Annotated in this window: 13 protein-coding genes; 6 read left to right on the forward strand and 7 right to left on the reverse strand. The window is 71.1% G+C overall.

The annotated features are described in order from the left end of the window. Nucleotides 1-60 precede the first annotated feature (60 nt). Nucleotides 61-870 carry a carbon-nitrogen family hydrolase gene (locus HA039_RS16670; RefSeq protein WP_167030201.1) on the reverse strand — a complete coding sequence of 270 codons (810 nt, stop codon included), beginning with the start codon at nucleotides 868-870 and terminating at the stop codon, nucleotides 61-63. Nucleotides 871-1,039: 169 nt separating this feature from the next. Between HA039_RS16670 and HA039_RS16675 the strand changes: the two genes are divergently transcribed. Further along, a complete protein-coding gene (locus tag HA039_RS16675; RefSeq protein ID WP_167030204.1) occupies nucleotides 1,040-1,864 on the forward strand; it encodes a maleylpyruvate isomerase family mycothiol-dependent enzyme in 825 nt (274 codons plus the stop codon). Between the two features lie 50 nt (nucleotides 1,865-1,914). On the opposite strand, the gene HA039_RS16680 is transcribed toward HA039_RS16675, so the two are convergent. Then, nucleotides 1,915-3,216 carry an MFS transporter gene (locus tag HA039_RS16680; RefSeq protein ID WP_167030207.1) on the reverse strand — a complete coding sequence of 434 codons (1,302 nt, stop codon included), beginning with the start codon at nucleotides 3,214-3,216 and terminating at the stop codon, nucleotides 1,915-1,917. After that, entirely contained in the window at nucleotides 3,213-3,887 is a 675-nt protein-coding gene (locus HA039_RS16685; protein ID WP_167030210.1) for a GntR family transcriptional regulator, read from the reverse strand. The genes HA039_RS16680 and HA039_RS16685 overlap by 4 nt, the downstream gene beginning before the upstream one ends. Nucleotides 3,888-4,071: 184 nt before the next feature. Here HA039_RS16685 and HA039_RS16690 point away from each other — a divergent pair, with 184 nt between their 5' ends. Continuing rightward, nucleotides 4,072-5,031: a D-alanyl-D-alanine carboxypeptidase family protein gene (locus HA039_RS16690; RefSeq protein WP_167030213.1), complete on the forward strand. Its 960-nt coding sequence runs from the start codon at nucleotides 4,072-4,074 to the stop codon at nucleotides 5,029-5,031. 70 nt (nucleotides 5,032-5,101) lie between these two features. Beyond that, nucleotides 5,102-5,701: a GNAT family N-acetyltransferase gene (locus HA039_RS16695; protein WP_167030215.1), complete on the forward strand. Its 600-nt coding sequence runs from the start codon at nucleotides 5,102-5,104 to the stop codon at nucleotides 5,699-5,701. A gap of 107 nt (nucleotides 5,702-5,808) precedes the next feature. On the opposite strand, the gene HA039_RS16700 is transcribed toward HA039_RS16695, so the two are convergent. Genes HA039_RS16700 through pdhA form a run of 3 tightly spaced genes read right to left on the reverse strand, consistent with a single transcriptional unit; the run spans nucleotide 5,809 to nucleotide 9,457 of the window. After that, nucleotides 5,809-7,281 (reverse strand): dihydrolipoamide acetyltransferase family protein, encoded by a 1,473-nt coding sequence (locus tag HA039_RS16700; protein ID WP_167030218.1) that lies wholly within the window; start codon nucleotides 7,279-7,281, stop codon nucleotides 5,809-5,811. 14 nt (nucleotides 7,282-7,295) lie between these two features. After that, a complete protein-coding gene (locus HA039_RS16705; RefSeq protein ID WP_167030221.1) occupies nucleotides 7,296-8,276 on the reverse strand; it encodes an alpha-ketoacid dehydrogenase subunit beta in 981 nt (326 codons plus the stop codon). A 2-nt stretch (nucleotides 8,277-8,278) separates the two neighbouring features. Continuing rightward, nucleotides 8,279-9,457 (reverse strand): pyruvate dehydrogenase (acetyl-transferring) E1 component subunit alpha, encoded by a 1,179-nt coding sequence (gene pdhA / locus HA039_RS16710; protein ID WP_167030222.1) that lies wholly within the window; start codon nucleotides 9,455-9,457, stop codon nucleotides 8,279-8,281. A gap of 337 nt (nucleotides 9,458-9,794) precedes the next feature. Between pdhA and HA039_RS16715 the strand changes: the two genes are divergently transcribed. The 3 genes from HA039_RS16715 to HA039_RS16725 all read left to right on the forward strand — a co-directional run bounded on the left by HA039_RS16715 (nucleotide 9,795) and on the right by HA039_RS16725 (nucleotide 12,102). Further along, the gene (locus tag HA039_RS16715; RefSeq protein WP_167030225.1) at nucleotides 9,795-10,454 is read left to right on the forward strand and encodes a response regulator; all 660 of its coding nucleotides are present in this window, start codon (nucleotides 9,795-9,797) and stop codon (nucleotides 10,452-10,454) included. Between the two features lie 112 nt (nucleotides 10,455-10,566). Further along, complete coding sequence (locus HA039_RS16720) at nucleotides 10,567-10,989, forward strand: pyridoxamine 5'-phosphate oxidase family protein (protein ID WP_167030228.1); 423 nt, start codon at nucleotides 10,567-10,569, stop codon at nucleotides 10,987-10,989. 33 nt (nucleotides 10,990-11,022) lie between these two features. Beyond that, nucleotides 11,023-12,102 carry a phosphotransferase gene (locus HA039_RS16725; protein ID WP_167030232.1) on the forward strand — a complete coding sequence of 360 codons (1,080 nt, stop codon included), beginning with the start codon at nucleotides 11,023-11,025 and terminating at the stop codon, nucleotides 12,100-12,102. Between the two features lie 83 nt (nucleotides 12,103-12,185). Here HA039_RS16725 and HA039_RS16730 read toward each other — a convergent pair whose 3' ends face one another. Continuing rightward, nucleotides 12,186-13,796, reverse strand: coding sequence for a protein kinase domain-containing protein (locus tag HA039_RS16730; protein ID WP_167030235.1), 1,611 nt, complete (start codon nucleotides 13,794-13,796; stop codon nucleotides 12,186-12,188). Nucleotides 13,797-13,916: the final 120 nt, after the last annotated feature.

Below are 13,916 nucleotides of genomic sequence, written 5' to 3' on the forward strand. Positions count from 1 at the left end.
AGTCAGCCAGCACGGCGCAGGGCCCCCACCGTGAACGTGAACGGTGGGGGCCCTGCGCGTTCAGTCGCGTACCGGCGGGACCGCCAGCCCCAGCCGCCGGTCCTTCAGCGCCGGAAACTGCTCGCGCGTCACCGCCACCCGCGCCGGGTCGAACTCGACCGTCAGGACCTCCTCGCCGTCCCCCGCCTCGGCCAGCACCTCGCCCCACGGGTCCACGACCACGCTGTGCCCCGCCTGCTCCACGCCCGCGTGGGTCCCCGCGGTGCCGCAGGCCAGGACGTACGACTGGTTCTCCACCGCACGCGCCCGCGCCAGCAGCGACCAGTGCGCGCGCCGCCGCGCGGGCCAGCCGGCCGGGACGACGAGCAGGTGCGCGCCCGCGTCGACCAGGCCGCGGAACAGTTCGGGGAAGCGCAGGTCGTAACAGGTGGCGAGGCCGATCGTGGTTTCCGGCAGCGCCACGGTGACCAGTTCGCCGCCCGCGTCCATCAGCGTGGCCTCGCCCTTGTCGAAGCCGAAGCGGTGGATCTTGCGGTACGTACGGACCAGCTCGCCGGCGGGGGAGAGGACGAGCGAGGTGTTGTAGAGCCGCCGCGAGGGCCCGTCGCCGACCCGCTCCACGATCGACCCCGCGTGCAGCCAGACCCCCGCATCACGCGCCGCCGCCGACATCGCCCGGAACGTCGGGCCGTCCGGCGTTTCCGCCTCGGTGGCAAAAAGTTCGTACGCGAATGCCCCCATGGGCCACAGTTCCGGCAGCACCACGAGGTCCGCGCCGCGCTGTTCGCGTACCAGAGCCGCCACCCGCAGCCTGCGGGATTCGACCGATTCGTCCGGGTCTACTGCGATCTGGAGAAGAGAGGCGCGCACGGTACCACCGTCCTGGCATTCGAGCCGTCAACACGGGCCTACGATCGTCACACGAAAGCACTGCCGGGGTGCCATCGGGCAGCGTAACTTAGCGTCCTAGCCTCCCACGCAGCCCGCAGCCCGCAGCCCGCAAGCCAGCCCGCGTACCGCAGAACCGCCGAGGGGTCCCGTGACCGTCCATCCCAGCCTCCAGAACTACGCCGATGCCTGGACCCACTCCATCGATGCCATAGTCGAGCTGGTGCAGCCACTCGTCGAGGGCGAATGGAACTGGCGCACACCGTGCCCCGCGTGGTCCGTACGCGATGTCGTCTCGCATGTCATCGGCATGGAGTCCGAAATGCTCGGGGACCCGCGTCCGATCCACTCCCTGCCGCGTGATCTCTACCATGTGCAGAACGAGTACGCCCGGTACATGGAGATGCAGGTCGACGTACGGCGGCACCACACCGCGCCGGAGATGACGGCCGAGCTGGAGTACACGATCATCCGCCGCAACCGTCAGCTGCGGAACGAGACGCGCTCGCCCGACACGATGGTCCGCGCCCCTCTCGGCAAGGAGCAGACTCTCGAGACGGCCCTGCGCGGGCGGGCGTTCGACGTGTGGGTGCACGAGCAGGATCTCCGTACGACCCTGAACCGGCCGGGCAACCTCGACTCCCCCGGCGCCCACATCACGCGCGACCTGCTGCTGGAGGCGCTGCCGAAGGTCATAGCCAAGGACGCGGGCGCGCCGCCGAACTCCGCGGTCGTGATCGACGTGAACGGCCCGCTGGAGTTCCTGCGGACGGTCCGGGTGGACGCGGACGGCCGCGGCACGATCGACGGCTCCCCGTCGCTCGGCCCGCTGGTGACGCTGGCGCTGGACTGGGAGACGTACTACCGGCTGGCGTGCGGGCGGGTGCGGTACAACGCGGTGGCGGACCGCGTGAAGATCGACGGCGACCCGGAGATGGCGGCGGCGATCCTGCGCGAGTTCGCGATCACGCGCTAGCGGTCACCACTGCGGGCGGTCACGCGGCAGCGGTCACGCGGCGCCGGCGGTCACGCCGGTACGTGCACGGCCTCCACCCGGCTCGCCACCAGCCGCTCCCGCTCCCGCCGTGCCGTACGCGCCCGCAGGCGCAGGATCTGCACCACCCCGAGCGCTTCGAGGACGAAGACGGACGAGAAGGCGATCCGGTAGTCGCCGTCGGTCGCGTCCAGCAGGACACCGACGGCGAGCAGCGTGAACATCGACGCCACGAAACCGCCCATGTTGACGATTCCGGAGGCCGTGCCCTGACGTTCGGGCGGGTTCGCGGGGCGGGCGAAGTCGAAGCCGATCATGGAGGCGGGGCCGCAGGCGCCGAGGACCACGCAGAGCGTGATCAGCAGCCACAGGGGCGCCTGCCCGCCCGGGTAGCCGAGGGTCGCCGCCCAGAGCAGCGCCGTCGCGCCGACCGTGCCGAGGGCGAGCGGGGTCCTGGCCTCGTGGTGGCGGCCGATGACCTGCCCGTACACCAGCCCGACCACCATGTTGGAGAGCACGACGAGGGTGAGCAGTTCACCGGCGGCGGCGCGGGACAGGCCCTGGGACTCTACGAGGAACGGCATGCCCCAGAGCAGCAGGAAGATCATCGCGGGGAACTGCCCGGTGAAGTGCACCCACAGCCCGAGGCGGGTGCCGGGCTCGCGCCAGGACTCGGCGATCTGCTTGCGCACGTAGGCCGTTCCGGCGTGCTGGGAGGGCGGCGGCTCGTGGCCCTCCGGGTGGTCCTTGAGGAAGAGGAGCAGCAGGACGAGGACCACCACGCCCGCCAGGGAGCTGCCCGCGAAGGTCGTGGTCCAGCCGAGGCCGTGCAGGGTACGGGAGATGAAGACGGTGGAGACGAGGTTGCCCGCCATCCCGAAGAACGCGGCGACCTGCGCGATCATCGGCCCGCGCCGGGCCGGGAACCACCGGGTGCCGAGCCGCAGCACGCTGATGAACGTCATCGCGTCGCCGCAGCCGAGCAGGGCGCGCGAGGCGAGGGCCGTGCCGTACGAGGTGGAGAACGCGAAGCCCAGCTGGCCGATCGTGAAGAGGACGACCCCGAAGGTCAGCATCCGCTTGGTGCCGACCCGGTCGACCAGCAGGCCGACGGGTATCTGCATGCCCGCGTACACGAGGAGTTGGAGGATCGAGAAGGTCGAGAGGGCGGAGGCGTTGATGTGGAAGCGGTCCGTCGCGTCGAGGCCGGCCACGCCCAGGCTGGTACGGAAGATGACGGCGACGAAGTAGACCGCGACGCCGATGCCCCACACGCGCAGGGCGCGGCGCCCGCCCGGTGGGTCGCCCGGCAGGCCGACGGCGGCGGCGCTCACCGGTCCTCCCCCCTGACCAGCACCTTGACGCGGCTCACGTGGCTGCGGATGCTGCGCGCGGCGCCCTCGGCGTCGCCGGACCTGATGGCGTCGAGGAGGTCGGCGTGCTCGTCGATGCTCCGGGCGACCCGCTCGGGGTGGGCCTCCAGCACGGCCACGCCCATCCGCAACTGCCGGTCCCTGAGCTGGTCGTAGAGCTTGGACAGGATCTCGTTGCCCGCGTGGCGCACGATCTCGGCGTGGAAGCAGCGGTCGGTGACGGCGAAGGCGGCGAGGTCGCCGGCGCCGGCCTTCTCGCGCTGCTCCTCCAGCACCTCTTCCAGCCGGGCGATCAGCCGGGCGGGGGCCGGGACGGCCTTCCGTACGGCGAACTCCTCCACGAGCAGGCGGGTCTCGACGACGTCGGCGATCTCCTGCACGGAGACGGCGAGGACCAGCGCGCCCTTCTTGGGGTAGAGCTTGATCAGCCCTTCCACCTCCAGCTTGAGCAGCGCCTCCCTGACGGGGGTGCGGGAGACCCCGACGGCCTCGGCGAGTTCGCCCTCGGTGAGGAGGGTCCCGCCCTGGTAGCGGCGGTCGAGGACGGCCTGCTTGATGTGGCTGTAGACACGGTCGGCGGCGGGCGTGCGCTTGACGGGGGCAGGGGCGGGGACGGGGGCGGCTGACGGCATGCGCACAGCTTAGATACAACAGGGGTGCAACAGAACACCGGTCCGCATGGCGGACATCCACCGGGCGGATCCACAGGGCGGACATTCGGAAATCCGTGCGCGGCGTACATCCTTCGGGGGTTCTCGGGAGTCACACATACGGACCCCTCATTCCCGAGGGCCCTCACACTTCGCTTTTCCACGCATGCGCGAACTCGGAGCGTTTCCTTTGATATCCACCCTCCCGGGCATACGCAAGGCCGCCGTGGTCGCTGTCGGCACCGGCCTGCTGCTGGCCGTCTCCCCCCTCGCCTCCTCCGCCCAGGCCGCCGCGAAGGCGCCGACGGTCGGCGGCAAGGGCGCCTTCCTGCTCAACAACTCGTCCAGCGCCACGGTGTTCAGCAAGACCCCCGACACCCGGCGCCAGATGGCCAGCACCACCAAGATCATGACGGCCGCCGTGGTGCTGAACATCAAGGGCGTCGACCTCAACAAGAAGATCACCGTCAAGCAGGCGTACCGCGACTACGTGGTCAGGGAAGGCGCGAGCACCGCCGACCTGCGGACCGGTGACAAGGTGACGGTCCGCCAGCTCCTGTACGGGACGATGCTGCCCTCCGGCTGCGACGCGGCGTACGCCCTGGCCGACGCGTACGGTACGGGCACCACGGTCGCGGCGCGGACGAAGTCCTTCATCTCGAAGATGAACGCGACGGCCAAGACGCTGGGTCTCAAGAACACCAAGTTCGACTCGTTCGACGGCATCTCGCCGAGCAACAACAACTACACGACGCCCCGCGACCTCGCGAAGATCGCGCAGTACGCGATGAAGAACAGCAACTTCCGCGCGGTCGTGAAGGCGACGAAGTACGTGGCCCCGGCGACGACGAGCGCCGGCAAGACGCGCACGTACACCTGGTACAACACGAACAAGCTCCTCGGCTCCTACAAGGGCGCCATCGGCATCAAGACGGGCACCGGCACCGCCGCGGGCCCCTGCCTGGTCTTCGCCGCCACCCGTGGCAGCAAGACGCTCGTGGGTGTCGTCCTGAACGGCACCGACCGTTACGCGGACGCCGCGAAGCTGCTCGACTACGGCTTCGGCACGACCACCGCGAAGACGATGAAGCTGCGGACCCTGCCGGCCACCGCCCAGCAGGACTGACCGCGCACCGGTACGGGGGTGGGACCACGGCGGTGGTCCCACCCCCTCATGACGAAGAGGGATGACCGGAATGTCGAACGTATCCATCGTGCGGGCCGACGGAGCCGACACGGAGGAGGTGACGTCGGTCCTCGCGACCGGTTTTCACGACGACCCGGTGAGCTGCTGGATCTTCCCGGACGAGGCCGACCGCGCCCGCCTGCACCCGGACTTCTTCCGCCCCTTCGTGGAACTGGCGCTCGCCGAGGGCTCGGTGTGGACCACCGCCGACCGCGCGGCGGTCGCGCTCTGGCTGCCGGTGGACGTGACGGCGCACGACGAGGGGCCGGACCTCAGGACGCTGTACGAGCCGATACTCGGCGCGTACCACGCGGACCGGATCGGGGCGTTCGACGTACGGTCCACGGCCAACCACCCGACCCACACGGACCACCAGTACCTGCCGTTCGTCGCCGTACTGCCGGACCGGGTGGGCGAGGGGCTCGGTACGGCCCTGCTGACCGACCGCCTCGACGAGCTCGACCGGCAGGGCGTGCCGTCGTTCCTGGAGGCGAGCAACGAGCGCAGCGCGAAGCTGTACGCGCGCCTGGGCTACGCGCACCTGGACGTCACGACGGACCTGCCGGGCGGGCCGAGCCTGTACCCGATGTGGCGGGATCCGGCGCGCTGACGGGCCGGCGGACGACGCACGGGGCGGGCCGCGGAGATCGATCTCCGCGGCCCGCCCCGTGTTCTCGGCGCTGTGTGCTGCTGTGGACCCGCCGAACGGCCGGGCCGTCAGGCCCAGGTGATCAGCCGCTTCGGCTGCTCCAGGATCGCGGCGGTGTCCGCCAGGACCTTGGAGCCCAGCTCGCCGTCCACCAGGCGGTGGTCGAAGGACAGCGCCAGGGTGGTGACCTGGCGGGCCTTGACCTTGCCCTTGTGCACCCAGGGCTGGAGCTTGATCGCCCCGACGGCGAGGATCGCCGACTCGCCCGGGTTGAGGATCGGCGTACCGGTGTCCACGCCGAAGACCCCGACGTTGGTGATGGTCACCGTGCCGCCCTGCATGGCTCCCGGGGTCGTCCGGCCCTCGCGGGCCGTGGACACCAGGTCGCCCAGCGCGGCGGCCAGTTGGGGCAGGGTCTTGTCGTGCGCGTCCTTGATGTTCGGGACGAGCAGGCCGCGCGGGGTGGCGGCGGCGATGCCCAGGTTCACGTAGTGCTTGACCACGATCTCCTGGTTCGCCTCGTCCCACGTGGCGTTGACCTCGGGGTGGCGCTTGATCGCGACCAGCAGGGCCTTGGCGATGAGGACGAGCGGGTTGACCCGCACGCCCGCCATCTCCTTGTCGGCCTTGAGCTCCTCGACCAGTCTCATCGTGCGCGTCACGTCGACGGTGACGAACTCCGTGACGTGCGGCGCGGTGAACGCGCTGCCCACCATCGCCGCCGCCGTGGCCTTCCGTACCCCCTTGACGGGGACCCGGGTCTCCCGGGCGGAGGCGGAGACGGGAGCGGGTGCGGCGGGGGCGGTGACGGCCGCGGGCGCCTGGACGGTCACGACCGGCTCGGGCGCGGCGGCCGGGGCGGTCGCCGCGTGGACGTCCTCGCGGGTGATGACCCCGTCGGGACCGGTCGGCGTGATCGTCGCCAGGTCCACGCCGAGGTCCTTGGCGAGCTTGCGCACGGGCGGCTTGGCCAGCGGCCGGGTCCGCTCGGGCTCCTGGACCGGCGCCGCGTACCCGTTCATCTCCGCCTGGACGGCGGCGGCCGCCGCCTGCTCCGGTACGGACGGGGCCGTGGCGCCCTTGCGGGCGCGGCGCTTGGTGGACGCCTCGGCGACGCCGTACCCGACGAGGACCGGCGTGCGGCCCGCGGAGGCCGCCGTCCCGGTCCCGGCGGAGGCGGAACCGGAGGCGGAACCCGAACCCGAGCCCGCGTCGGAGGACCCGTCCCCGGCGGCGGGCGCGGCCACCGGGGCCGCCGCCGGAGCGGCCTCCCCGCTGCCCGGCGCCACGTCCACCGTGATGATGGACTCCCCGACGTCGACGGTCGTGCCCTCGGCGAAGCGCAGCTCGTGCACCACCCCGTCGTAGGGGATGGGCAGTTCGACCGCCGCCTTCGCGGTCTCGACCTCGCACACCACCTGGCCGTCGGTGACGACGTCACCGGGCTGTACGTACCACTTGAGGATCTCGGCCTCGGTGAGTCCCTCGCCCACGTCGGGCATCTTGAACTCGCGGTAGCGCGTGGACGTGTCAGCAGTCATGGTCACGGCACTCCTCAGTACGCGAGCGAGCGGTCGACGGCGTCGAGCACCCGGTCCAGGCCCGGGAGGTACTCGTCCTCCAGGCGGGCCGGCGGATACGGCGCGTGGAAGCCGCCGACGCGCAGCACCGGGGCCTCCAGGTGGTAGAAGCACCGCTCCGTGACGCGAGCGGCGATCTCCGCGCCCGAGCCGTAGAACACCGGCGCCTCGTGCACCACGACCAGCCGGCCGGTCTTCTCCACCGACGTCTGGATGGTGTCGAAGTCGATCGGGGACATCGACCGGAGGTCCAGGACCTCCAGCGACTTGCCCTCCTCGCCGGCCGCCGCCGCGGCCTCCAGGCAGACCTTCACCATCGGGCCGTACGCGGCCAGGGTGAGGTCCGAGCCGGGGAGCGCGACCCGCGCCTTGTGCAGCGGGCCGGGGATGGCCTCGGGGTCGACCTCGCTCTTGTCCCAGTAGCGCCGCTTCGGCTCGAAGAAGATCACCGGGTCGTCGCTGAGGATGGCCTGCTGCATCATCCAGTACGCGTCGGACGACGTCGACGGCGAGACGATCTTCAACCCGGCAACGTGCGCGAAGAGCGCCTCGGGGGACTCCGAGTGGTGCTCGACCGCGCCGATGCCGCCGCCGTACGGGATACGGATCACGACGGGCATCTTGATCTTGCCGAGCGCGCGGGCGTGCATCTTCGCGAGCTGCGTGACGATCTGGTCGTACGCGGGGAAGACGAACCCGTCGAACTGGATCTCGACGACCGGGCGGTAGCCGCGCAGCGCGAGGCCGATCGCCGTGCCGACGATGCCCGACTCGGCGAGCGGGGTGTCGATGACCCGGCCCTCGCCGAAGTCCTTCTGGAGCCCGTCCGTCACGCGGAAGACCCCGCCGAGCTTGCCGACGTCCTCACCCATGATCAGGACCTTGGGATCGGTCTCCAGCGCCTTGCGCAGCGACTCGTTGATCGCCTTCGCGAGAGGAAGCTTCTGTACGGCCATGATCACTTACCCCCCTCGGCGGACTCGCCGGAGTCCGCGAACGACGCCTGGTACGCCTGGAACTGGGCCCGCTCCTCGTCGACGAGCGCGCTCCCGTCCGCGTACACGTGGTCGAAGATCGCCAGACGGTCGGGGTCCGGCATCGCCCGTACGGCCTCACGCACCCGCTTGCCGAGCGCCTCGCTCTCCTCCTCCAGGCCGGTGAAGTACGCCTCGTCGGCGTGCCCCTCCCGCTCCAGGAGGCGGCGCAGCCGCAGGATCGGGTCCTTGGCCCGCCAGGACTCGGTCTCCTCGTCGGCCCGGTACTTGGTCGGGTCGTCGGAGGTGGTGTGGGCGCCCATCCGGTACGTGAACGCCTCGACCAGCATCGGCCCCTCGCCCCGGCGCGCCCGCTCCAGCGCGGAGCGGGTCACCGCCAGGCAGGCGAGGACGTCGTTGCCGTCGACCCGGACGCCGGGGAAGCCGTACCCCTGGGCGCGCTGGTACAGCGGCACCCGCATCTGCTTCTCGGTGGGCTCGGAGATCGCCCACTGGTTGTTCTGGCAGAAGAAGACCACCGGGGCGTTGTAGACCGCGGCGAAGGTGAAGGACTCCGCGACGTCGCCCTGGCTGGAGGCGCCGTCGCCGAAGTAGGCGATCACGGCGCTGTCGGCGCCGTCCTTGGCCACCCCCATGGCGTAGCCGACGGCGTGCAGGGTCTGCGAGCCGATGACGATCGTGTAGAGGTGGAAGTTGTTGGTGCCCGGGTCCCAGCCGCCGTGGTTGACGCCGCGGAACATGCCGAGCAGGTTGGTGGGGTCGACGCCGCGGACCCAGGCCACACCGTGCTCACGGTAGGTCGGGAAGACGTAGTCGTCGTCGTGCAGGGCACGGCCCGAGCCGATCTGGGCGGCCTCCTGGCCCAGCAGCGAGGCCCACAGGCCCAGCTCTCCCTGACGCTGGAGCGAGGTGGCCTCGGCGTCGAAGCGCCGGGTCAGCACCATGTCCCGGTACAGGCCCCGCAGCTCCTCGGGGGTCAGGTCGATCTCGTATTCCGGGTGCTCGACGCGCTCACCCTCAGGGGTGAGCAGCTGTACGAGCTGGGGCTCGGAACTCTGCTGCTGCGGCGTCCTCCTGGCGCTGGTGCGCTTGGTGCCGCTACTGCGTCGCGGTTTGCGCGGGGCAGTGCTCTCCACGGTCACGTGCGTGCTCCTCCGTCTGTCCGGCCCCCGGGATCCGCCGGGAACCAGTGCGGCTCGCCGCTTCCGTCCGTCCGCACAGGGTGGGTGCGGTCCGGCCGGGATCGGCGTGACAAGTTGCCCCGGCGAGCGCCCTGTCAGAGGCACGTTACCCAGTGGGCGGCATTCCTGCGAAACCCCTTGTGACCTGCGATTTTGCTCGGATATCCAAGTAAATCGAAAGAAGTCGGAAACACCCACTGGTCACAGCCTCGCAGGCCGCCGGAACAACGGCACGTTATCCCGGCGCATCCGTGCCAGGGAAGGGCGGGCGGAGGGTGAGTGTGTGAGACTGACTTATGTGGGTGAAGACGGAAAAATCACGGTTTTCCTGGTCGATGATCACGAAGTCGTCCGACGCGGGGTGCACGAGTTGCTCTCCGTGGAGTCCGACATCGAGGTCGTGGGCGAGGCGGGTACGGCCGCGGACGCGATGGTGAGGATCCCCGCCACCCGTCCGGACGTGGCGGTGCTCGACGTACGGCTGCCGGACGGCAGCGGGGTCGAGGTCTGCCGCGAGATCCGCTCGCGCGACGAGGGCATCAAGTGCCTGATGCTGACGTCGTTCTCGGACGACGAGGCGCTGTTCGACGCCATCATGGCCGGGGCGTCCGGCTATGTCCTCAAGGCGATCCGGGGCAACGAACTGCTGAGCGCGGTACGGGACGTGGCGGCCGGCCGCTCGCTCCTCGACCCGGTGGCGACGGCCCGGGTGCTCCAGCGGCTGCGGGACGGCAGCGGGCCCAAGCCGGACGACAAACTGGCGGGGCTGACGGACCAGGAGCGCAGGATCCTCGACCTGATCGGCGAGGGCATGACGAACCGCGCGATCGGCGAGCAACTGCACCTCGCGGAGAAGACGATCAAGAACTACGTCTCCAGCCTGCTCTCCAAGCTCGGCATGGAACGGCGCTCCCAGGCCGCCGCCTACGTGGCACGCCTCCAGGCCGAAAGGCACTGATTCACCCCGATTCGGCCAGGTGTGACCGGGCCCTTTTCAGGACCAACGTCCCACGGCATCGGGGGCTGCCTCCCCTGGTGAGAGGGGTGCGCGGTGACGGAGAGTGGAGGGCATGCCCACCACGACCCAGGAACTCCGCGCACTGGAGCTGCTCACGCTCGTCTCGTACGGACGGGTGTCCACGACGATGCGGGCAATGCCGTTCGTCGCCCCGGCGCGGCACGTGGTGGTGGACGGGAACGTCCTGCTGCGGATGCACGCGGGCCACGGCTACCACCGGGCCTGCGCGGGCGGGGTGGTGGCGTTCGGCTCGGACAACTTCAACGTGGGCGGTACGGACCTGTGGTCGGTGCAGCTCACGGGCACCGCGGAGATCATCGAGCCGACCGCCCGGGAGCTGGAACTGTTCGGCGCCGTCCCCACCCTGATCGACGGCGCGGCCTACGAACCGGTGTACATGCGGCTCACGCCGCAGTTCTTCTCCGTACACACGCTCGACTACTGCGCAGGGCGACAGACCCAGCACACAGTGTGATCTAACATCTGACATGTGCTGCGCTCATATGCAATGGCTGTGCCCGCCGCGATCTCGGCGATCCCCTCCATCACCTTCGTCCCACCCGCCCCCCAGCCCACCGCCCATGCCCGTCCGCCCGTCGGAGCCCTGCTCCGCCGCTACCGCGACGCCGGCGAGGTGCTCTCCTGCGAACCGGTCGCCCAGGGGCTGCTGAACCGCGGCTACCGCCTGGCGACCACCCGGGGCTCCTACTTCCTCAAGCACCACCTGGACGGCGACCACGAGGCCGTGGCCCGCCAGCATCGCGCCACCCGGCGATTACCGGGCCTGGGCGTGCCCGTGGCGGAGGCCGTCGAGAACGCCTCCGGCGAGACCGTCACCGTCATCGGCGGCCACTGCTTCGCCCTGCACCCCTGGATCGACGGGCGCCACCGCAACGGCGCCCAGCTCACCCGCGCCGGGTCCGAGCGCCTCGGCGCGCTCCTCGGGCTCGTCCACACCGGCCTGGAGCAGGTGATGGAGGCGGACCCGGTGGCCCTCACCCACGCCCTCACGTACGACAGCCAGGACCCCGCCTCCACCTTCGCGCTCATCGACGAACTCCTCGCCCTGGCACGGCACAACGCCCCGCGCAACGCCTTCGACGAACTGGCCGAGCACCGCCTGACCGAGCGGCGCACCCTGCTGGAGCGGCACGCCCACCGCCGCCCGCCGCCCGGCGCGGAGCCGGCCGCGGGCTGGGTGCACGGCGACTTCCACCCGCTGAACCTGATCTACCGCGGCTCGGAGCCGGCCGCGATCGTCGACTGGGACCGGCTGGGCGTCCAGCCGCGCGCCGAGGAGGCCGTACGGGCCGCGGCGATCTTCTTCGTACAACCGACCGGCGAGCTGGACCTGACGAAGGTACGGGCCTACGCGCGCGGCTACCGGCGGGCGGCCGGCGCGGGCGCCGCCGAACTGGCCGCCGCCGTGCACCGCGTGTGGTGGGAGCGGCTCAACGACTTCTGGATACTCCGGTGGCGGTACCAGCTGGACGACCGGAGGGCCGACCCGCAGTTCGCCGCGGTGTCGGCCCTGGCGGTGTGGTGGACGAGGGAGTACGAGGCGGTGCGCGAGGCCTTCGCGGGGTGACGCGAAAGCCTCACGCGAGCGCCTTGTGCGGGGCGCCTCGCGCGGGGCGGGCGCGGGGTGCGGGGCGCGGTCGGGCGCCTCGCTCAGCCGCTGCCGGTGGTGGTGGCGCCTTCCGTGCCCGCCACGGCCCCGCCGGGGTCGGCCCCGACCGTCGTACCGGCGTCCCCGGTGCCGGGGTCGCCCGTCGTCGCCGTCTCCGAAGGCCCGCCCGTCGGTTCGCCGTTGGTGTTGCCGCCGTCCGTGGTGCCCCCGTCTGTCGTACCGCCCTCGGTGCCACCGGAATCCGTGCCGGTGTCGGGCGACGACGGGGTCTCCGAGGGCTTCTCGGAGGGGGTCAGCGACGGGGTCGGCTTGCGCGGCGTGGTGTAGTCCGGCTGCTGCTGGCCCCCCGACGACGTGTCGGGCTCCTCGGTCTTCTCCGTCTCCGACTCGCTCGGCGTCGGCGAGTCGCTGGGCGCGGACTCGGTCGGGGAGACCGACGGCTTCGGGTTCTTGTCGCCGCCCTCCTTCGCGCCCATGCCGTTCACCGCGAAGGCGACGCCCGCCACGATCGCGACCAGCGCCAGCGCGACGAACAGCAGCATCTTGCCGCGCCCGCCGCCGCCCTGGCCGCCGTGGTTGTTGACGTACGCGCCGTCGTTCGGGTTCATCGGCGGCAGGATCGGGCCCTGCGAGGTCTCGCCGTGCGGCGGGTGCCCCATCGCGGTCGTCGCGGCCATGCCCATCGGCGGGGTGCCCCCGCCGTGCGCGTCGACCGGGCCGGTGTTCCAGGTGTGGGTGTGGCTGCCCTGCTGCTGGAGCATCTGCATGCCGTACTGGATGAGCCCGCGCATCTCCTCGGCGCTCTGGAACCGGTCGTCCGGTTCTTTCGCGAGGGAGCGCATGACCATGCCGTCCAGCTCCGGCGGCGCGACCGGGGAGACCTGGGAGGGCGGCACCGGGATGTCCTGCACGTGCTGGTAGACGACGGACAGCGGCGTCTCACCGGTGAACGGGGGCCGCTGCGCGAGCAGTTCGTACAGCAGGCAGCCCGTCGCGTACAGGTCGGAACGGTGGTCGACGGACTTGCCCAGCGCCTGCTCGGGGGAGAGGTACTGGGGCGTGCCCATGACCATGCCGGTCTGCGTCATCGTCGACTGCGCGCCGTGCAGGGCGCGCGCGATGCCGAAGTCCATGACCTTGACCGCGCCGCTGTGCGTGATGATCACGTTCGCGGGCTTGATGTCGCGGTGCACGATGCCGTGCTGGTGCGAGTAGGCCAGGGCCTCCAGCACACCGGAGACGATGATCAGCGCCTGCTCGGGCGGCGGCGCCTCCGCCTCCAGCAGCAGCTCACGGATCGTGCGGCCCTCGACCAGTTCCATGACGATGTACGGCACGACCTGGCCGTTGACGACGTCCTCGCCGGAGTCGTAGACCGCCACCACCGCGTGGTGGTTGAGCCCGGCGACCGACTGCGCCTCGCGGGTGAAGCGGGCCTTGGAGATGGGGTCTTCGGCCAGATCGGCCCGGAGCAGCTTCACCGCCACGGTGCGCCCGAGGCGTACGTCCTCGGCCGCGAACACCTCGGCCATACCGCCACGGCCCAGGCGATGCGTCATCCGGTAGCGGCCGTCGCCGACCAGTCCGCCCTCGCCCCAGGAGTCCGCGGCATCCGACACTCCGTTGCCGCTTGCTTCCGGTTCGGGTGCCATCAGTCCTCGCCGTCGTTTCTGTCCGCGTCAGGTCCGCCAGCGCGGCCCGCGGTGGTTCGGGGATTTTCAGGGGTGCTATGCCACGTCACGCTACAGCCTTCGTGTGACACGCCGGTTCAG

It is taken from the genome of Streptomyces liangshanensis (genome assembly GCF_011694815.1).
GTDB lineage: Bacteria > Actinomycetota > Actinomycetes > Streptomycetales > Streptomycetaceae > Streptomyces > Streptomyces liangshanensis.

Bases quoted from the DNA above. Each gene is read 5' to 3' on its own strand.
- HA039_RS16730 (WP_167030235.1), bottom strand. From the start codon at position 13,796: ATGGCACCCGAACCGGAAGCAAGCGGCAACGGAGTGTCGGATGCCGCG.
- HA039_RS16690 (WP_167030213.1), top strand. From the start codon at position 4,072: ATGCGCGAACTCGGAGCGTTTCCTTTGATATCCACCCTCCCGGGCATA.
- HA039_RS16695 (WP_167030215.1), top strand. From the start codon at position 5,102: ATGTCGAACGTATCCATCGTGCGGGCCGACGGAGCCGACACGGAGGAG.
- HA039_RS16685 (WP_167030210.1), bottom strand. From the start codon at position 3,887: ATGCCGTCAGCCGCCCCCGTCCCCGCCCCTGCCCCCGTCAAGCGCACG.
- HA039_RS16720 (WP_167030228.1), top strand. From the start codon at position 10,567: ATGCCCACCACGACCCAGGAACTCCGCGCACTGGAGCTGCTCACGCTC.
- HA039_RS16725 (WP_167030232.1), top strand. From the start codon at position 11,023: ATGGCTGTGCCCGCCGCGATCTCGGCGATCCCCTCCATCACCTTCGTC.
- HA039_RS16705 (WP_167030221.1), bottom strand. From the start codon at position 8,276: ATGGCCGTACAGAAGCTTCCTCTCGCGAAGGCGATCAACGAGTCGCTG.
- HA039_RS16700 (WP_167030218.1), bottom strand. From the start codon at position 7,281: ATGACTGCTGACACGTCCACGCGCTACCGCGAGTTCAAGATGCCCGAC.